20 protein-coding genes and 1 riboswitch are annotated in these 16,822 nt (G+C 64.5%); of the genes, 12 read left to right on the plus strand and 8 right to left on the minus strand.

What is annotated here, in order from left to right:
- Positions 1-29 precede the first annotated feature (29 nt).
- The gene (locus tag AB4Y73_RS02960) at positions 30-839 is read right to left on the minus strand and encodes a LysM peptidoglycan-binding domain-containing protein (RefSeq protein ID WP_441868214.1); all 810 of its coding nucleotides are present in this window, start codon (positions 837-839) and stop codon (positions 30-32) included.
- 4 nt (positions 840-843) lie between these two features.
- Positions 844-1,013: riboswitch (cyclic di-AMP (ydaO/yuaA leader) on the minus strand.
- A 370-nt stretch (positions 1,014-1,383) separates the two neighbouring features.
- Between AB4Y73_RS02960 and AB4Y73_RS02965 the strand changes: the two genes are divergently transcribed.
- The 6 genes from AB4Y73_RS02965 (at position 1,384) to AB4Y73_RS02990 (ending at position 5,017) form a co-directional block, all read left to right on the plus strand.
- Complete coding sequence (locus tag AB4Y73_RS02965; RefSeq protein WP_441868217.1) at positions 1,384-2,688, plus strand: coiled-coil domain-containing protein; 1,305 nt, start codon at positions 1,384-1,386, stop codon at positions 2,686-2,688.
- A 79-nt stretch (positions 2,689-2,767) separates the two neighbouring features.
- On the plus strand, positions 2,768-3,133 hold the full coding sequence (locus AB4Y73_RS02970; RefSeq protein WP_441868220.1) for a TraR/DksA family transcriptional regulator: 366 nt from the start codon (positions 2,768-2,770) through the stop codon (positions 3,131-3,133).
- 5 nt (positions 3,134-3,138) lie between these two features.
- The gene (locus AB4Y73_RS02975; protein WP_441868223.1) at positions 3,139-3,657 is read left to right on the plus strand and encodes a DNA alkylation repair protein; all 519 of its coding nucleotides are present in this window, start codon (positions 3,139-3,141) and stop codon (positions 3,655-3,657) included.
- A 27-nt stretch (positions 3,658-3,684) separates the two neighbouring features.
- Entirely contained in the window at positions 3,685-4,125 is a 441-nt protein-coding gene (locus AB4Y73_RS02980; RefSeq protein WP_441868226.1) for a DUF1810 domain-containing protein, read from the plus strand.
- Between the two features lie 103 nt (positions 4,126-4,228).
- Positions 4,229-4,423 carry a DUF1918 domain-containing protein gene (locus AB4Y73_RS02985; RefSeq protein ID WP_441868229.1) on the plus strand — a complete coding sequence of 65 codons (195 nt, stop codon included), beginning with the start codon at positions 4,229-4,231 and terminating at the stop codon, positions 4,421-4,423.
- Positions 4,424-4,483: 60 nt separating this feature from the next.
- Entirely contained in the window at positions 4,484-5,017 is a 534-nt protein-coding gene (locus AB4Y73_RS02990) for an NUDIX domain-containing protein (protein WP_441868232.1), read from the plus strand.
- A gap of 6 nt (positions 5,018-5,023) precedes the next feature.
- Here the strand turns inward: AB4Y73_RS02990 and AB4Y73_RS02995 are convergent, their stop codons facing one another.
- Positions 5,024-5,701 (minus strand): endonuclease/exonuclease/phosphatase family protein, encoded by a 678-nt coding sequence (locus AB4Y73_RS02995; protein WP_441868235.1) that lies wholly within the window; start codon positions 5,699-5,701, stop codon positions 5,024-5,026.
- A 163-nt stretch (positions 5,702-5,864) separates the two neighbouring features.
- Here AB4Y73_RS02995 and AB4Y73_RS03000 point away from each other — a divergent pair, with 163 nt between their 5' ends.
- Entirely contained in the window at positions 5,865-6,668 is an 804-nt protein-coding gene (locus AB4Y73_RS03000) for a thioesterase family protein (protein WP_441868238.1), read from the plus strand.
- A 47-nt stretch (positions 6,669-6,715) separates the two neighbouring features.
- On the opposite strand, the gene AB4Y73_RS03005 is transcribed toward AB4Y73_RS03000, so the two are convergent.
- The 3 genes from AB4Y73_RS03005 to AB4Y73_RS03015 form a co-directional block, all read right to left on the minus strand.
- Positions 6,716-8,410 carry a SulP family inorganic anion transporter gene (locus tag AB4Y73_RS03005; RefSeq protein WP_441868241.1) on the minus strand — a complete coding sequence of 565 codons (1,695 nt, stop codon included), beginning with the start codon at positions 8,408-8,410 and terminating at the stop codon, positions 6,716-6,718.
- Positions 8,411-8,431: 21 nt separating this feature from the next.
- Positions 8,432-9,139, minus strand: a complete 708-nt coding sequence (locus AB4Y73_RS03010; protein ID WP_441868604.1) for an endonuclease/exonuclease/phosphatase family protein — start codon at positions 9,137-9,139, stop codon at positions 8,432-8,434.
- A 117-nt stretch (positions 9,140-9,256) separates the two neighbouring features.
- Positions 9,257-9,646, minus strand: a complete 390-nt coding sequence (locus AB4Y73_RS03015) for a DUF2177 family protein (RefSeq protein ID WP_441868244.1) — start codon at positions 9,644-9,646, stop codon at positions 9,257-9,259.
- Between AB4Y73_RS03015 and AB4Y73_RS03020 the strand changes: the two genes are divergently transcribed.
- Complete coding sequence (locus AB4Y73_RS03020; protein WP_441868247.1) at positions 9,639-10,418, plus strand: lipoate--protein ligase family protein; 780 nt, start codon at positions 9,639-9,641, stop codon at positions 10,416-10,418. The genes AB4Y73_RS03015 and AB4Y73_RS03020 overlap by 8 nt on opposite strands.
- A gap of 38 nt (positions 10,419-10,456) precedes the next feature.
- Here the strand turns inward: AB4Y73_RS03020 and AB4Y73_RS03025 are convergent, their stop codons facing one another.
- Entirely contained in the window at positions 10,457-10,714 is a 258-nt protein-coding gene (locus tag AB4Y73_RS03025) for a mycoredoxin (protein ID WP_131133128.1), read from the minus strand.
- Between the two features lie 132 nt (positions 10,715-10,846).
- On the opposite strand from AB4Y73_RS03025, the gene AB4Y73_RS03030 reads away from it, so the two are divergent.
- Positions 10,847-11,596, plus strand: a complete 750-nt coding sequence (locus AB4Y73_RS03030) for an SOS response-associated peptidase (RefSeq protein WP_441868251.1) — start codon at positions 10,847-10,849, stop codon at positions 11,594-11,596.
- 49 nt (positions 11,597-11,645) lie between these two features.
- On the opposite strand, the gene AB4Y73_RS03035 is transcribed toward AB4Y73_RS03030, so the two are convergent.
- On the minus strand, positions 11,646-12,068 hold the full coding sequence (locus tag AB4Y73_RS03035) for a VOC family protein (RefSeq protein WP_441868254.1): 423 nt from the start codon (positions 12,066-12,068) through the stop codon (positions 11,646-11,648).
- Between the two features lie 19 nt (positions 12,069-12,087).
- Here AB4Y73_RS03035 and AB4Y73_RS03040 point away from each other — a divergent pair, with 19 nt between their 5' ends.
- Positions 12,088-12,408 (plus strand): chorismate mutase, encoded by a 321-nt coding sequence (locus AB4Y73_RS03040; protein ID WP_441868257.1) that lies wholly within the window; start codon positions 12,088-12,090, stop codon positions 12,406-12,408.
- Positions 12,409-12,410: 2 nt separating this feature from the next.
- Here the strand turns inward: AB4Y73_RS03040 and AB4Y73_RS03045 are convergent, their stop codons facing one another.
- Positions 12,411-12,800 carry a hypothetical protein gene (locus tag AB4Y73_RS03045; protein WP_441868260.1) on the minus strand — a complete coding sequence of 130 codons (390 nt, stop codon included), beginning with the start codon at positions 12,798-12,800 and terminating at the stop codon, positions 12,411-12,413.
- Positions 12,801-12,952: 152 nt separating this feature from the next.
- Between AB4Y73_RS03045 and AB4Y73_RS03050 the strand changes: the two genes are divergently transcribed.
- Together AB4Y73_RS03050 and AB4Y73_RS03055 are read left to right on the plus strand one after the other, a co-directional pair.
- The gene (locus tag AB4Y73_RS03050) at positions 12,953-13,273 is read left to right on the plus strand and encodes a DUF6504 family protein (protein ID WP_441868263.1); all 321 of its coding nucleotides are present in this window, start codon (positions 12,953-12,955) and stop codon (positions 13,271-13,273) included.
- The gene (locus AB4Y73_RS03055; protein WP_441868266.1) at positions 13,270-16,758 is read left to right on the plus strand and encodes a DNA polymerase III subunit alpha; all 3,489 of its coding nucleotides are present in this window, start codon (positions 13,270-13,272) and stop codon (positions 16,756-16,758) included. Before AB4Y73_RS03050 ends, AB4Y73_RS03055 begins: the two co-directional genes overlap by 4 nt.
- Positions 16,759-16,822: the final 64 nt, after the last annotated feature.

The following is a 16,822-nucleotide window of genomic DNA, read 5'->3' on the forward strand; positions in this document are numbered from 1 at the left end:
ACCGCGCGCCGCCGTCCAGCCGGCGGGGGTCACGCTACGTGGACGAAGGAGGCGCCCGGGAGCCAGCTGATGGAGTGGACCTCGGTCTTGAAACCGTCCACGCCGCCGCTGACAACCTGGCCGTTGCCGGCGAAGACGCCGACGTGGCCGGCGGTGATCACCAGGTCACCCGGGGCGGGTGTGCCAACAACGCTTCCGTACTGGAAGAACTGGCCCGGGGCCAGGTCTCCAACACTCTTGCCTACTGAGCGCAGTGCCTTCTCCACCATGGCGGTGCAGTCCTGCTGTACCCCGAGTTGGGAGTAGGCGGAGGCCAGGATTGCCGAGCCGGCTGCGCCGGTGGGCGCGGGGGCCGGCGTTGACGCCAGCTTGATGCCGGTGTTGGCGGGCGCAGCCGGTGCGGGGGCTGCTTTCGCTGCCGGGGCCGGAGCCGGTGCTGCCACGGCCGGTGCTGCTGCGCCCTGTCCGGCGCCGGGAATCTGAATCTGGTTGCCCGGGTAGATGATCGACGTCAGGGACAAGCCATTGGCTGCCAGGACGTCGTTGAGTGCTACGCCGTTGGCCGCGGAGATCTGGCCAAGGGTGTCGCCGGAGACGACGGTGTGGACGTTGGCTGCGGGGGCCGGAGCCGCGGCGGCTGCCGGTGCGCTTACCTGGCCCTGGGCATTGGCTGTTCCGGTATTGTCAGGTCCGTGGACGCCGGCGTGGGCCGGGGCGCTGAAGCCGAAAAACAGTCCGGATGCGGCGGCCACTACAAGGGCCGGCCGTCCGATCATCATGGCGCGGGACGTGGTGGTGGTGACTGCACGATGGCGTGCGGAAGTGAACTTCTTGGACATGGTGTGATTGCCTCTCCCATGCCTGCGGGGTGAGCTGTCGGGTTCGGGTTGGAGAGACCCGGCCGGGAATGCCGCCATGAAGGACAGGACGAATGCCGACTTAACCCCAAGGCCTGTGTAGGCCGCGGAAATGTGGTTCCCCCGTCCCTGCCAGTTGCATAGCGTCTGGGGTCCCGGGTCAGTGGCAGGGCTCGGCATACTGACGGGAATGTCCCGGTTTGAACCAGGGCACTAAACGACCATAACCGCTTCTTTTCCCGAATGTCACATTCCGATAACGGAATGTAGGGCAAAAATTCACCCTAGCTCCCTTGTTGGATCTTCTGGCCTCGGCTATGAAGGTGCAGGTCACCGCACGGGACGCGTATATGCCCGGTCGGGTCATCCATCTGATCGGTTTGCCTCAAAAAAAGACGCCTGAGTGGGCTTTAGGTTGCCTCGTGGGCAGAGCGTGCACCCTACCGGATGGCTCGGATCGGCTACCAAGCCACTTGGGAGACAATGTTCGCCGCAATCTAGGACTTGCCCGGTAAGCTCACGAACTATGTCCCCGTTTGCGCAAAAATCGTGGCTGTCCGGTCTCACGGCAGTGGTTGTACTGGCCACGGCCGCCTCGTTTGCCATGCTGCCTGCGCACGCCGCGGACGAGGCTCCGCCCGGCGGGTATCCTTCCTGGCAGGACGTGGAGAAGGCCCGGCAAAGCGAGGCCGGCACGGCCGCTGAAGTCACTAGAATCGGAGATCTGCTCGGTGGCCTGCAAACTCAGGCGGAGGCGCTGGGCAACGCCGCAGTAACTGCTGCTGCGGAATACGCTGTGGCCCAGACCGATCTCCAGTCTGCCAGTTCCAGGGTGGATGCCTTGGCCGCGCAGGTGGCCCGTGCACAGGAGGAATCGGGCCGGCACAAAAGGGACATCGGGGCCCTCGCCGCACAGTCCTACAAGACCGGCGGCACAAACATGGGCTTCTTCGTGGCGCTCGACGCCATCCAGTCGAACAGCATCCACGGCCTGGACATCGTCCGGATCGTCAGTGACAAGACAGCCTTGCTGGTCCACAAATCAGCTGAGTCGGAACGAATCTCGGCAGCACTGGCCGAGCAGGAGCGCGCCGCCAAGGCTGAGCGGGAACGCCTCGCCGGCGTTGCCGAGGCCAAGCTGTCCTCAGCCCAGGCAGCCCAGCAGGCCGTGTCGGAGCAGGTCGCGGAACAACAGCGGCACAGCCAGGAACTCACCGCCCAACTCGCCTCACTCAAGGGAACCACCGCAGCGGTGGAAGGAGAATTCAGGCAGGGCCAAGCGGCGCTGGCTGCCTACGAAGTGTCCCAGGCAGCCAAGCGCGCGGCAGCGGAGGAGCAAGCACGCCGGCAGGCTGAAGCCGCCGCCCGGGCTGCCGCCCAGACCCCGGCGAACCCGGCACCCCGGAACCCCGCACCGCAGAACCCCGCACCGCAGAACCCTGCTCCAGCACCTCCGGCTGAAAGTCCGACGCCGACGCCGCCGCCCGTCGTCGTCGTACCTTCTGTTCCGGGCGGCGCGGTAAACGACCCCGCCGGCGCCAGGAACTACGCTGCAGGGCGGCTGTCCGCGTACGGCTGGGGCCAGGACCAGTTCCCATGCCTGGCGCAGCTGTGGATGAAAGAATCCAACTGGCTCACCACGGCCACCAATCCGTATTCAGGGGCGTATGGCATCGCGCAGGCGCTACCCGCCAGCAAGTATGCGAGCGCAGGCAGCGACTGGCTCACAAGTTACCGCACCCAGGTTGACTGGGGCCTGGCCTACATCGCGAACCGCTACGGGTCTCCGTGTGACGCCTGGAACCACTCCGTGATCGAGAACTGGTACTGACAGGCTCCGCTACCGCCTGTTGCCCCGGGTTTGGCGAATTCCGCAGTCTTGGTGAACTCCGCGGCGCTAGGCTTTTCCCATGGCTGACTTTGAACGGTTCCGGATCCTGCTGGAGGAAGAGCGGGACCGGAAGCTGGCACTGCTTCCGGCGCTCCGGGCAGACATCTCATCAGCCAATGCTGCCCGCCAGGACTCCAATGTGGATGACGAACATGACCCGGAGGGTGCCACCATTGCCTTCGAGCTGTCCCAGGCGTCGGCGTTGCTGAACCAGAGCAGCGCCGGCCTGGCCGAGGTTGAAGCCGCGCTGCACAGAATCTCGGACGGCACGTACGGGGTGTGCGCCGTGTGCGGAGCCCCGATCGCCGAGGGCCGCCTGGAGGCAAGGCCCTGGACCCCTTACTGCATCGAGCATGCCGGCGCCTCCCGCCAGGGCGCGAGGTGACGCCGGTGAATCAACGAGTGCAGGACGCTGCCGGCTTCATCGATAACACCCTGCAGAATGAAGGCACCTGGTACCGGGCAGAGGAGGTGGAATCGCGCGTGGGCGGGGTGCTCCGTTCCTACGGGGCATCGGTGGGTGCCGCGCGGGGCACTATCCGGGACGCCGGCACCAAGTTCAAGGGCCTTGGCCATGACGACGTGACAGCACTGGCCTCGCAGCTCTGGGGCCAGCCCGGACCGGGCAGGCGGCCAGTCTACGAGCGCCGCCTTGCCGCCGTCGTCCTCCTGCAATCCAAGGTGGCCCTCCTGCGGCACTCGGACCTGACCCGGCTGGAAGGCTTCATCCGGTCAGCGCAGACAGCCGAGTTGGTGGACCCCCTGATCGCTGATGTCGTGGTTCCCCTGCTCGCGGCACTGGGCGGCTTGGACCGGCAACGTGCCGGCGTGGTGATGGCACGCTGGAGCCAGGACCCTGACCGGTGGGTCCGCCATGCCGCGGCCCTTGCTGCGGAAATCACCGCCTGACATCATGCCCCACAGAAGGAGACATCCATGACCACCACCCACGACCTGGAACGCTTTGTTCAAGCGCAGGACAGCGGCGGCACCTACAGGCAGGCCCTGGCCGAGCTGCAGCTGGGCAGCAAGAAGGGCCACTGGATGTGGTTCATTTTCCCGCAGATCGCCGGCCTCGGCAGCAGTCCCACGTCCGTGAAATACGCCATCACCTCGCTGGCGGAGGCGCAGGCCTACCTCAAGCACGACGTCCTGGGCCCACGGCTGCTCGAGTGCAGCGTGGCGGTGTCCACCCACACCGGCCGTTCCGCCGCCGACATTATGGGCGGCATTGATGCGAAAAAACTGCGCTCCTCCATGACGCTGTTCCTGCGCGCCGCGCCCGGCGAGACTGTCTTCAAGACGGTGCTGGCACAGTTTTTCGACGGCGAACCTGACCCCGCCACCGACGAACTGCTCGCCGCCGGCCGGGACTGACCCGGCGCGCAGACGGGAGGCGTAGCGGCCTATCTGAATCGTGCCACGCACCCCTGTTACTGCCCGCTGCCGGGCCGTACTCTGGGCCTTGGAGGTGATTGCCATGGAGGCAACTCAAGGCGACAGGATCATCGTCAGGGGCCGGACCGTCGGGTCGTCCGACCGGCACGGAGTGATCATGGAAGTGCGGGGTCAGGAAGGGCATCCGCCGTACCTTGTCCGCTTCGATGACGGACACGAAACCGTCATGTATCCCGGCGGTGATTTCGCCGTCGAACGCGTGCACGAGGGCCAGTAAGACTGGCCGGGCACTGCAGGTGCCCCGGCAGAGTCGCTGTGCACCTGTCAGACTGGAACCATGGATCACTCCCTGGCTTCCACATTCCCTGATGCCAACCGCCAGTTTCCGCCTGCACGCACGGGCCCGCGGGACCCGGGTGATGCGTGGGTGGAGGGTGACCGGGGGAAGTTCTGGGGCAGGTTCGGTGCGGCCGGCGTATTGGCCTACGACCCCTCCAAGGGGGTCCTGCTCCAGCACCGTGCACTGTGGAGCCACAACGGCGGAACCTGGGGACTGCCTGGCGGAGCGCTCCACCAGCACGAAGACCCGGTTACCGGTGCCCTTCGCGAGGCCTACGAGGAAGCAGCCGTGCCGGCGGACGGTGTTGATGTGCTTTTCACCTCCGTGCTTGACGTCGGCTACTGGACATACACCACCGTTGTAGTTCTGGTGATCTCACCCTTTGACCCCGTGATCAGCGATCCGGAAAGCCTCGAGCTCCAGTGGGTACCAGTGGAGGAGCTGGACCGCAAGGAACTGCACCCCGGCTTCGCGCAATCCTGGCCGCACCTGCAGCCCCGACTCCTGCACCACACACGGCGGAGTCAGTAAGCGAACTCAGTAGCCTTTGCCGTACTCCGCATTGACCAGGATAGGCAAATGGTCCGACTTGCCGCGCGGGAGGGTTTCAACGCTTGCGATATCCAGGCCCAGCGAGGTGGCGAAGTCAAAATGGCCCCTGAACACCTTGTAGCGTGTGTAGGTCCGACGGTTGCTCAAAGACAAGGCGTAACCCGAGTCCTTCATGTGGGCGTGCAGGTTCTTGGTGAAGAACGGATAGTTGAAGTCCCCCACCATCAGCGTCATCAGGCCCGTGCCCATGCTGAGCAGCTCCGCATGGGCGGCATGGATCTGCTTTCTCCGCAGTGAATTAGATGCAGTGAGCGGAGCCGCGTGGAACGAGCCGATGACCAGTTCGTGCTGGGTTTCGTTGTCCACCACGCGGGTTCCAATCAGCCGCTCGTGGGCCGGCGCCAGCACCCTGTCATGGACTGATTTCTTCAACGCAAAGGATTGTGTGTCCACGGCGGTGAACCGGCTGGTGCGGTAATAGATGGCCAGTCCCAGGCGGTTGCCCTTGGTGGTGTCCGCGAGGTTTAGCGGACCCAGCGTGTCTGGCAGGTCGGCCGAGTCCACTTCCTGCAGGCACAACGCGTCGATGGCGAAATTCCGCGCTAGGGCGAGCAATTCACCGCTCGCTTTGTGCTTCCGAAGGTTGTAGCTGATGACGCGCATTCGTGGAACACCTCACTTCGAGGGTCGCTGACAGGGCCAATTTCTGAGTTTAGTCCGAATGGGCTCTGCGGGCGCCGGAACTCTGCGGGTTCACCACCCCCGGGTCCCGGGGGACCGGCTAGAGTTAACGATCATTCACCCAGAAACGTCAGAGGGGCCAACGTTGACCAAGGAACTGCCTGAACTTGCCCAGGGGACCTTCTACTATCAGTCGCTGGGCGGTGGGCGCTTCCGCTCAACGATCCACGCCCAGGGCGCCTGGAACGAGCATGAGCAGCACATGGCGCCGGCCGCAGGCCTGATGGCTGACAGCCTGGAGCGGCACGAGCCCCGAGCGGATATGCGGATGGCGAGGCTGAGCTACGAGATCCTCGGCCTGATTCCCGGCGGCGAATTCCACATAGAAACCACCACGCTTCGTCCGGGCAAGACCATCGAGTTGCTGCAGGCCGAACTGGTTGCCCACGGCCGCGTAGCCATCAGGGCCACTGCCTGGCGGATGATCACCAGTGACACAGCGGAGGTGGCCGCCGTCGAGGACGCCGCCATCCCTGCGCCGGATGACTGTAAACCGTTGGACGGCGCCTCCATCTGGCCCGGCGGGTACATCCGGTCACTGGAGATGCGCGTGGCTGAGGGGCACCGGGACGGGGCAGGAACAGTCTGGCTCCGCACCCAGCACCCCCTGACGGACAAAGCGGACAGCAGCGACTTCACCCGCCTGATGGGCCTGGTGGACACTGCCAACGGGATCGCAGCCCGGGTCCCCCCGGGCAAAGGCAGCTATGCCTTTCCCAACCTGGACCTCCAGATCCACATGTACCGCAGGCCCGAGGGCGAATGGCTTGGCCTGGACAACGCCGTTTCCTTCGGTGCTGACGGAATCGGCCTCACCTCCACCGTCCTCCATGACATCCAGGGACCGTTCGGCCGTGCGGAGCAGATCCTGACCCTGCGCCGGACCTGACGGGCCGGCGGGCCAATTAACGGCTCTGCCGCGAAGGCGGCCGCAGGCTACTCCTTTCCGGCCCACTCCCGGTAGGCGCGTACGGCATTGTGGACGGTGGGGTAGAAGTGGTCTGTGCTGAACCTTGAACTGGCACCAAAACGGACCAGGCGGTCCTTGATCGGTCCCTTCATTTCTGCGAAAACCAGGCTGACGCCGCCCAGCGCCAGTTCATCGTCGAGCTGCACCAGCTCCTCCAGCGCAGTTGTGTCCAGGCCGGTGATCGGCTCGGCGGCCACAATCACCCACTTCACCGGCCAGGGCGCGCCGTCCACCAGGCTGCGGATGTGGTCCGCGAATACTTCGCCATTGGCAAAAAACAGTGGTGCGTCAAAGCGTGCGATGACCAGACCCTCGATCCGCCTGCCCTCAGGGTGCCGGTCGAGATCGTGAAAGCCGGGCACACCGTCCACACTCGCGAGTTCGGTACGGTACGGGTCCCAGGCGCGGCGGACGAACGCCACCAGGGACAGTCCGATGGCCACCACGATTCCCTCCAGGACTCCCACAAAGGCGACCCCCAGGAAGGTGACAACGAGGAGGAGGGTCTCCAGCTTGCTCATCCTGATCAGGCGCAGGAGCGTCTTCACGTCAACAAGTGACGCCGCCGCGACGATCACCACGGCAGCGAGCGTCGCCGTCGGAAGGAAAGCCGTGACGCCCGGTACGAGGAGCATGAACAGCACCACAAGCAAGGCCGCCACTACTCCGCTCAGCGGCGACCTCCCGCCCGCGTCGAGCACAATGGGCGTGCGCGAGGAACTTCCGCTCACAGGAAATCCGCCGAGCATGCCGGTGGCGATGTTGGCGATCCCCAGTGCGCCCATTTCCTCGTTGCCGTTAACCCTCTCCCCGCGGCGCCCCGCGAGGCTTTTGGACAAGGTGGACGTGTCCGCGAAGGCGATCAGGGCGATGCCTGCTGCGGGGCCGATGAGCGCCGTGACTTCGTCCCAGCCAATCCCTCCCAGCGCGGGGGAGGGCAGTCCCCGCGGGAGGGCTCCGACAACCGGCAGCTGCCCTGCGAGGTCCAGCGCGGCCACCACGGCGATGGCCCCCGCCACGGCAACCATGACGCCGGGCACTTTCCAAGGCAGGAAGCGCCCCGCCACGATCACTGCCAGGCTTCCTGCCCCCACGCCCAGGGCGATTGGGTTGATCCCGCCGCCGAGGACAGCGTCGGACAGGTAGCCCAGGCGTTCAACGAGGGTTTTACCGGAGCTGTCGATGCCCAGCAGCCGCGGAAGCTGGCTGACCGTGACCGCGAGCGCAATGCCGTTCAGGTAGCCGACGCGGATTGGTTTGGACAGCAGGCCGGTAACAAATCCCAGTTTGAAGATCCGGCCGGCGAACAGGAAGGCACCAATCAGGATCGCGAGGACTCCTGCCATGGGCACAGCCTGTTCCGGGTTGCGTCCGGCCAAGGGAAGAATTGCGGCCGCGATCATGGGCGCCAGGGAGGAGTCCGGTCCCACAATGACAACCCGCGACGGCCCGAACAAGGCGTAGAAGATCATGGGCACCACGGAGGCGTACAGCCCGTTCACGGCAGGGAGTCCGCTGGCCTCGGCGTATGCCATTCCTGCCGGCACCAGGGCGGCGCTCAGCGCTGCGCCGGCCACCAGGTCAGGCTTCAGCCACGCCTTTTGGTAATCCCGCGCGACGCGAACGCCGGGTATCGCCTTGCTGATCCAGTCGTCCCGCACGCACGCCTCCCATAAGTGCAGTCAGGCGGCCGGGGGCTCCTGCGCCGCCGGCCTGGAATCCTGGCCGTATTCGGCGGTCACCAGAATGGGCAAATGGTCGGACGCGCCGCGTGGCAGCGTCTCAACGTTCTCGATGTTCAGTCCCAGTGACGTGGCAAAGTCGAAGTGGCCCTTGAACACTTTGTACCGTGTGTAGGTCCGGCGGTTGCTGAGCGAGAGCTCGTACCCGGAATTCTTCATGTGTTCCGTGAGGTTCTTCGTGAAGAACGGGTAGTTGAAGTCACCCGCCATCAGAGTCATCAGACCGGTCCCCATGCCCAGCAGTTCCTTGTGGGCTGCGTGGATTTGGTTGCGCCGCAGCGAGTTGGTGGCTGTCAGCGGCGCCGCATGGAAGGAAGCAATGACGAGTTCGTGGTTGGTCTCGTTGTCCCGCACCCGGGTGCCGATGAGCCGTTCATGCGCCGGTGCCAGGACCATGTCGTGCAGCGACTTCTTCAGCGCGAAGGTATTTGTGCCGTGCGCCGTGAACCGGTCCGGCCGGTAGTAGATGGCCAGCCCCAACCGGTTTCCTTTGGTCGAATCGGCGAGTTGGAGATCCCCCAGTGTGTCCGGCAGGTCAGTGGTGTCACACTCCTGCAGGCACAGGGCATCAACGCCGAAATCCTGGGCCAGGGCCACCAGTTCCCCGCTGGCCTTGTGCTTACGAAGGTTGTAGCTAATGACTCGTATCAGTGGATTGCCTCTCCTGGGGGAGTGTGGGGTGCCGCGGTTTCTGAGTTTAGCCACCCGGCGGGATGCGGGACGTCACAGTCCGTGCGTGTCAGGTAGCTTTTGCCCGAAACCGGGTCAGGATGAGCGGAACACCAGCCAGCCGGCGAGGGTGGACAGCCCGGTGAGCGCGGCGCCCCAGATAATGTCCACCACTATGAGCTGCAGCGGCCACGTTTTGAGGGTGGCGGCGTTGGTGAGGTCATACGTCGCGTAGGCAAAGGCGCCCAGCGCGGCACCGTAGCCGACGGCGGTCAGCCAGCTGCCGCCGTCGAGCGCCGGACGCAGGGCGAAGAAGAGGATCCCCGCTATGTACATGACATAGAAGGCCACGGCGTAACCTAAGTGAGGCTTGTCAGCGAGCAGGTCGCCGATGTGGCTGCGGTAGAAGGGGTTCATCAGCTTGAGCCAGATGGCGTCGATGACCGCGAACGCGGCGGCAACAACAAGGAATTGCAATATGACCATAAGGGAGCTTAGCAACATGCAGGACGTCGAGGGTGACCGGACGCTCACCGTGGTGCGGCAGGACCTTACTCTTGGCGCTGCGCGGGATCTGGAATTCGGCCTGGAACTGCTGACCCTGGCCAAGACCGGCCAGATCGGTCCCACGCTCCGGCTGTACCGGCCTGCCCCGACTGTTGCTTTCGGCCAGCGGGACACCCGGCTGCCGGGCTTCGAGGCCGCTGCGCAAGCCTGCCGGGACCAGGGCTTTGAGCCCCTGGTGCGTAAGGCGGGCGGGCGCGCCGCCGCCTATCATGAGGGCACTTTGGTGGTTGACCACGTCATGCCGGAGGCTGATGCGATTGCCGGCTCCAAAGGCCGGTTCAGTTTCTTTGGTGAGCTCCTGGCGCAGGTGCTTCGGGACGTCGGCGTGCAGGCCGCCGTCGGCGAGATCCCCGGCGAGTACTGTCCCGGCGAGTTCAGCGTCCACGGCACCCACCCAGCGGATCCCAGCCACCGGATCAAGCTGGTGGGCACTGCGCAGCGTGTGGTGAGCGGCGGCTGGTTGTTCAGTTCGGTGATCGTGGTGGAAGACTCCGCGCCCATCCGCGCCGTCCTTACGGACAGTTATGCGGCCCTGGGCCTGGACTGGGACCCGGCCACCGCCGGGGCTGCCGATGACCTGGTGCCCGGAGTGACGGTCCAGGCCGTTGAGGATGCGGTAGTTGCCGCGTACGCGGGCCACGCTTCCCTGCAGCATGCCGACTTCGGCAGCGTGTACGGCAGGGAGGCGTAGCCCGCCCGTTGGCTAGGCTGCCGCAAGAGCTGCCGGACTTAAGCCGCCAGGCGGCTCTTTACCTCGGCCACGGAGGGGTTGGTGGCGGCGGTGCCGTCCGGGAAGAGCACAGTGGGGACAGTCTGGTTGCCGCCGTTGAGCTGCTCCACGAGTTCGGCGGTTCCCTCCACCTCTTCGATGTTGATTTCCGTGTAGCCGATGCCCTGTGCGTCCAGCTGCTTCTTCAGCCGGTTGCAGTAGCCGCACCAGGTGGTGGAAAACATGGTGATGGTGCCGTTCTCGGGGGTAAAGTCCACGGAGCTCTCCTGAATTCGTTGTGGGGGGTTTCCTTCTCCTCAACGGTAACCCGCGGCGGGCTATTCCCAGGGGCGGAGGCGGCGGATGACGGCCCGGCTGACAAGGCATACCGGTGATGGCATGCTGGAGCCATGTGTGGACGCTATGTGATGGCCCGGGCCGTGGGGGACCTGCTGGCCGAATTTGATGCCCAGCTCGAGGAGGATGTGCAGCTTCCCCCGTCGTGGAACGTGGCGCCAACGGATGATGTGCCGATAGTCCTGGAACGGCTTATCGACGATAAAGCGGTGCGGCAGCTGCACGTGGCCCGCTGGGGCCTGGTGCCCTCGTGGGCGAAGGATCCAAGCGTTGGCGCGAAGATGATCAATGCCCGGAGCGAGAGCGTGCTGGAGAAGCCTGCCTTCCGAAAGGCCGTGAAGTCACGCCGCTGCGCTGTCCCGGCTGACGGGTACTACGAATGGAAGCAGGGGACCGGCAAGGTCAAGCAGCCCTACTACGTGCATCCGGGCTCTGAGCGCGGACTGGTGTTCGCCGGCCTGTATGAGTGGTGGAAGGACCCGTCCAAGGCCGACGGCGATCCCGCCCGCTGGATGCTCTCCACCTCCATCCTCACCGCGGACACTCCGCCCCCCGGTGCCGAGTCCACAGTGTTCGGCAAGCTCACGGGGTTGCATGACCGGGTGCCGCTGCCCATGGACCGGGCAACCATGGCATCGTGGCTTGACCCGCAGATCGACGACGCCGCCTTCCTCGTGGACCTGGTCCGCGCCCATGTTAAGGACGTGGCCGCCGACTGGCACGTGGATTCAGTGGGCCGGGAGGTGGGAAACGTGCGCAACAATTCCCCGGAGCTCATCCGGCCCGTGGAGGCCCTGTTCTAGACAGTGCGGGTTTTCCAGGCGGTGACCCGCCATGGAGGTGACTGCACCCCTAGACGGTGACCTTGCCGTCGTCGTCAACTGCCCAACCGGGGTTGTACGCAACCTCCCAGCGGAAACCGTCCGGATCGGCAAAATAGCCGCTGTACCCGCCCCAGGGCTGGGTCACAGGCTCGGCCACGATCTCAGCGCCGGCGGCCCGGGCTTCGGCCATCACCCGGTCCACGTCCTCCGTGCTGGGAAGATTGTGGCTGAGGGTGATGTAGGGAACCGGTCCGGGGAGACCTACGCCCGCTTCGGCGTGCATCTGCCCGGCGTCCCACAGGGAAAGGATCAGTCCGTGGTTAACCTGGATGAACACCACGTCGCCGGCGTGTTCACCGCGGACCGGCCAGCCGAGGCCCTCCACATAGAAGCGGCGGGAGGCGTCAACGCTGCGAACGCCTAGCGAGATGAAGTCGACTCTGGGCTGCATGCTTCGATACTGTCAGAAGATGGCAACAATTCAAGGAAACGATCGGGATGCATTGGCCGACAAGGAACAGCTCGCTGCCGTTCGGATTGCGGTCGATGAAGTTGACGATCAGATCGTCACGCTGATTGCGCGACGTGAACGCCTGATCAGGATCGCCGGCACCCTGAAGGGCGATGACGCCGAAGTCCGGGCGCCCGGCCGGGTGGAGCGGGTGATTAAACACGTGCGGGAAGCCGCGGAAAAGAAGGACATCGACCCGGACATTGTGGAATCAACTTACCGGGCCATGATCTCGGGGTTTATCGAACTTGAAATGAAAGTCCACAAAGAAAACAGCTGAAGCTAGAGGGCTTCTTCGACGGCGACACCCCCCTGGAAATCGCGGCCGTCGGCCTCGCTGAACGCCGTCATGTAGTGCCCTTTGCCCAAGCCTTGAATTGCTGCCATGGGAAAGTTTCCGGTGATGGTGTTGCCTGAATGGCTCACTCCGGAAAGATCATAATTTTCCTCGGCGGTCTGGTCATGGCAGAACGAGTAGAAGGCAATGGCCTCCCCGTTCAGGAATTCAATGCCCAGCCGTCTTTGGGAAGAATGGTCAGGGCTCGACGCCACCAGTCCCACCACGTACGCACCCGCCCCCGGTATGTTGCCGTCGATATCAAAGTTGGCCACGAGCGTGTTGTCCTGGGCTTTGATGCTTACGTGCTTGAGGAGTGCGTCATGGGAGCTCATGCCACAATCCTGCCCCCAGCCGTCCCGTCCGTCCACCCCTGTCTAGGTTTTGCCGGGGCACCGTCGTAGACTGGATTTATTCGAACATGTATTCGAATACCCTGCTCTTGCGGCAGTAGCTCGCATCAGCCAATTCAGTTCAGGAGGCGCCCATGGGTATGTTCAGCGAGTCCGTGGACGTCGACTGCACCACTTCCGGCCAGCCGCTGAAACTCCGGTGGGCCGGGCGGCAATACACGGTGTGTGCAGAGCCTGTGCGGTGGTACGAGCGCCGGCAATGGTGGGCTGAGGAGCGCCGAGCACCTCTGGGCAGCGGTCCGGGTCTGGTGGACCACGAGATCTGGCGCGTCCAGGTCCGCTTGGACCCGCACGATACCGGGGAACCGCTCACCCTTGACCTTTCCCGGCATCTCGGCAGCGGGCGCTGGCGGCTGCTGCGGATTCACGACGCACTCCAGCCACGAACAGCATGAGCTTCACCCACCTCCACGTTTCCACCGCCTTCAGCGCGCACTACGGGGTTTCCTGGCCTGAGGAGCTCGCCCAGGTTGCAGCAGCGGACGGCGCATCCGCGCTCGCGTGCACGGACCGGGACGGCCTGTACGGCACCATCAAACACCTCAAAGCCTGCATGGCTGCAGGCATCGATCCCATTGTGGGAGTGGACCTCGCCGTCTTCGACGACGACGGTGATCACCGCACGCAGCTCGCGGGCCGGGTGGTGGTACTTGCCCGAGGACACAACAACGGCGCGGGCTACCGTGCACTGTGCCGGCTGGTATCGGATGCCCATGCCCGCACCTCGGGCAAAGCCGGGGGAGCCGTGCCCGTGGCTGTCACCCGCGCCGAACTGGCCTCCCGGACCCTTGACCCCCGGACGCTCAAGCCGGTCCTGACCGTCCTGATCGGCCCGGATTCCGACGTCGGCCGGGCCATGAGCGGCCGGCGCTACCTTCGCCCACGCACCCTCTTCAAACGCTGGCTGGAAGCAATGCCCGCCGGGAGCCTGGTGGCGGAAGTCGTATCCCAGCTCACCACCCCCGGAGCGCCCGTGAGCACAGCCCACGCTGTGCGCATGCTTAAGCTCGCCGAGGAACACCATGTTCCGGCCGTCCTGACCAATGCTGTCCGCTACTGCGCTGAGGACGGCGCCGCCACGGCGGACGTGCTCGACTCAGCCCGGACGCTGAAGTCCCTGCCGGAACTGGCTGCCGAACCTTTGCTCCAACCCAACGGCCAGGCTTGGCTCAAATCTGCAGGGCAGATGATTCAGCTGGGCAAGGAAATCATTCGCGCCGCAGGGTATGGCACAGCTGACCTCAAACAACTGATGGCACAAACTGAGGCGCTCGCCGACTACTGCCGGATAGACCCGGTGAGTGACATGGGATGGAAACAGCCGGTGGTTCCTGAGGCATCGGTCATCGGCATCAGCCAGGACCCGCACCTCGAACTGGTACAGCGCTGTGAAGCAGGGGTAGGCCGGCGGTTCCCAGGCATCTCCGGACCGGCACACAAGGAAATGCGCTCGCGGCTGGAGCACGAGCTGGGCATCATCCGGAACCTCGGGTTTTCCTCCTATTTCCTGACAGTGGCGGAAGTCTCCCGCATGATCCTGGACATGGGAGTACGGGCAGCCGCCCGCGGTTCCGGGGCATCCAGCCTGGTCAACTACCTGATCGACGTCAGCCAAGTGGACCCGCTGCAGCATGACCTGATCTTCGAACGATTCCTGTCCCAGGACAGGGCCACGTTGCCGGATATCGACATCGACGTCGAAAGCGCCGAACGGCACAACGTCTACCGGAAAATCTTCGACCGCTTTGGTGCTGAACGGGTCACTCTGATGAGCATGCAAAACGGGTACCGGGCGCGCGGCGCGGTCAGGGACGCTGGTATGGCGTTGGGCATGGACGATGACGACGTCGGTGAGATCGCAAAACAGCTATGGCGTTTTTCGGCCCGGAAATTCCGTGAAGCCCTGGTTGAAAAACCTGAACTCCGGGAATTCGCCGGACGGGTGGAACAGCGCGGCTTCGCCGAAAACCAGCAACTTGATCTGCTGGTGGACCTCACCGAGCGCCTCGACAGGCTGCCCCGCCATATTTCCATGCACCCCTGTGGTGTGATTCTTGGCGATGCCACGCTGCTTGACCGGACGCCTGTCCAGCCCAGTGGGCTTGGCCTGCCGATGAGCCAGTTCGACAAACACGACATGGATCCCATGGGCATGCTCAAACTTGATGTGCTGGGGGTCAGGATGCAGAGCGCCATGGCTTTCGCCATCAGGGAAGTCATCCGGATTCACCCCTCCAAATCGGAAGTGATGGCGGCAGGTGCCCACCCTGCAGGTCCTGATGGCTCCGGGCCTGATTACATCGCAGAGAACGGCCATATCGACCTCAACGCTGTCCCCCTCGATGATGAGCCCACCTTCGAGTTGATCCGCAGCACCCACACCCTGGGCTGCTTCCAAATAGAGTCGCCAGGCCAGCGTGAGTTGATCGGCAAGATGGCCCCGCGCGAGTTCAACGACCTCATCATCGACATTTCGCTGTTCCGGCCGGGACCCATGAAATCGGACATGGTGCGGCCCTTTCTGGAACACAGGCACGGTTTCGCGCCGGAAGTCTATCCACACCCTGACCTGAAACCTGTACTGCAGGAAACACACGGCGTCACCGTCTTCCACGAACAAATCCTCAAAACCTTTGATGTCATGACCGGCTGCGGGCTGGCGCGTGCGGATGAGTTCCGCCGTGCCCTTGGCAATGAGGTCCTGGAGCTGAAAGTGGAGGAGTTCTTCCGCAGGGAGGCCCGCCTCAAGGGGTATTCGCCGGAAGTGGTGGACAAAGTCTGGGGGACCCTGAAAGCGTTTGGTAGCTTCGGTTTCTGCAAGGCGCACGGCGCGGCCTTTGCCGTTCCCACCTATCAGTCTGCCTGGCTGAAAGCGCACCACCCCGAGGCGTTCCTGGCAGGGCTATGGGAGCACGACCCCGGGATGTATCCCAAACGGCTGCTGGTGGCAGAGGCGCGGCGGCTCGGTATCCCCATCCTGCCGCTGGACATCAACCGCAGCCAGGCCGAATACCGGGTGGAACGGGTGGCGGACGGGGCGGATGCCGGCAAGCTGGGGATCAGGCTCAGCCTCAACGGCATCTACGGCCTCTCAGGGGCCGAGCTTAAGCGGATTGTTGCCGGCCAGCCCTACGACTCCCTTGCCGATCTCAGGGCCCGGTCCAGGCTGAGCAAACCCAGCATCAAAAGGCTCGCGCAGCTGGGAGCGTTTGATTCCCTGCACCGGGAGTCGGGCGGTGCTGCTAACCGCGCAGACCTCGTCCAGCATCTGCAGAAACTCCAAACGGCAGGCGGCACCCGGAAGGGGGCGGACATCATGGAAGGGCAGCTGGCCTTGCCCCTGGGTGATGTGGAGCTGCGGAACGTTAAACCAGGCCTTCCTGCCCCAACCCTGGTGGACAATGTCCGGGCAGAACTTGACCTGATGGCCATTGATGTCAGCGGGCACCTGATGGACAGCCATCGGCCGATGCTGGACAGGCTGGGAGTCACCACTGCCGACAAACTGCTGGGCCTGCGCAACGGGACAGAGGTTCTGGTGGCCGGAGTGCGCATCGCCACCCAGACCCCGCCGATGCGCGGCGGGCGGCGTGTGGTGTTCATCAGCATCGATGACGGCACCGGCTGCATCGACTCCGTGTTCTTCCACGAAGCCCAGGAACAGGCAGGACTGCTGCTGTTCGGCACCAGGTTGCTGCTCATCCGCGGCACCACGCGGCGGACAGGTCCCCGGGGAATCAGCCTGAGCGCCAGCATGGCCTGGGACCTGAGCCGCGTGGAAACACTGCCGTTTCCTGAAAACCAGAAGGAAGGTACCGATGTGCCGCATCCTCTGGACGGGATCAGCCGAAGCCTTGCCATCACCGGAATGGGCGGTTGAGCCCCATCCGGTGACCGGACGGGGCGCCTGCGCCTGCGGGTCCCGTTGGTCGGCCTCTGGCGAA

It is taken from the genome of Pseudarthrobacter sp. TAF60_1, assembly GCF_052113505.1.
Lineage (GTDB): Bacteria > Actinomycetota > Actinomycetes > Actinomycetales > Micrococcaceae > Arthrobacter.

What these genes read in the sequence shown, in the direction of transcription:
- AB4Y73_RS02960 (WP_441868214.1), bottom strand. Translation starts at nt 839, where the DNA reads ATGTCCAAGAAGTTCACTTCCGCACGCCATCGTGCAGTCACCACCACC.
- AB4Y73_RS02965 (WP_441868217.1), top strand. Translation starts at nt 1,384, where the DNA reads ATGTCCCCGTTTGCGCAAAAATCGTGGCTGTCCGGTCTCACGGCAGTG.
- AB4Y73_RS02970 (WP_441868220.1), top strand. Translation starts at nt 2,768, where the DNA reads ATGGCTGACTTTGAACGGTTCCGGATCCTGCTGGAGGAAGAGCGGGAC.
- AB4Y73_RS02980 (WP_441868226.1), top strand. Translation starts at nt 3,685, where the DNA reads ATGACCACCACCCACGACCTGGAACGCTTTGTTCAAGCGCAGGACAGC.
- AB4Y73_RS02985 (WP_441868229.1), top strand. Translation starts at nt 4,229, where the DNA reads ATGGAGGCAACTCAAGGCGACAGGATCATCGTCAGGGGCCGGACCGTC.
- AB4Y73_RS02990 (WP_441868232.1), top strand. Translation starts at nt 4,484, where the DNA reads ATGGATCACTCCCTGGCTTCCACATTCCCTGATGCCAACCGCCAGTTT.
- AB4Y73_RS02995 (WP_441868235.1), bottom strand. Translation starts at nt 5,701, where the DNA reads ATGCGCGTCATCAGCTACAACCTTCGGAAGCACAAAGCGAGCGGTGAA.
- AB4Y73_RS03020 (WP_441868247.1), top strand. Translation starts at nt 9,639, where the DNA reads ATGACCATAAGGGAGCTTAGCAACATGCAGGACGTCGAGGGTGACCGG.
- AB4Y73_RS03015 (WP_441868244.1), bottom strand. Translation starts at nt 9,646, where the DNA reads ATGGTCATATTGCAATTCCTTGTTGTTGCCGCCGCGTTCGCGGTCATC.
- AB4Y73_RS03030 (WP_441868251.1), top strand. Translation starts at nt 10,847, where the DNA reads ATGTGTGGACGCTATGTGATGGCCCGGGCCGTGGGGGACCTGCTGGCC.
- AB4Y73_RS03035 (WP_441868254.1), bottom strand. Translation starts at nt 12,068, where the DNA reads ATGCAGCCCAGAGTCGACTTCATCTCGCTAGGCGTTCGCAGCGTTGAC.
- AB4Y73_RS03040 (WP_441868257.1), top strand. Translation starts at nt 12,088, where the DNA reads ATGGCAACAATTCAAGGAAACGATCGGGATGCATTGGCCGACAAGGAA.
- AB4Y73_RS03045 (WP_441868260.1), bottom strand. Translation starts at nt 12,800, where the DNA reads ATGAGCTCCCATGACGCACTCCTCAAGCACGTAAGCATCAAAGCCCAG.
- AB4Y73_RS03050 (WP_441868263.1), top strand. Translation starts at nt 12,953, where the DNA reads ATGGGTATGTTCAGCGAGTCCGTGGACGTCGACTGCACCACTTCCGGC.
- AB4Y73_RS03055 (WP_441868266.1), top strand. Translation starts at nt 13,270, where the DNA reads ATGAGCTTCACCCACCTCCACGTTTCCACCGCCTTCAGCGCGCACTAC.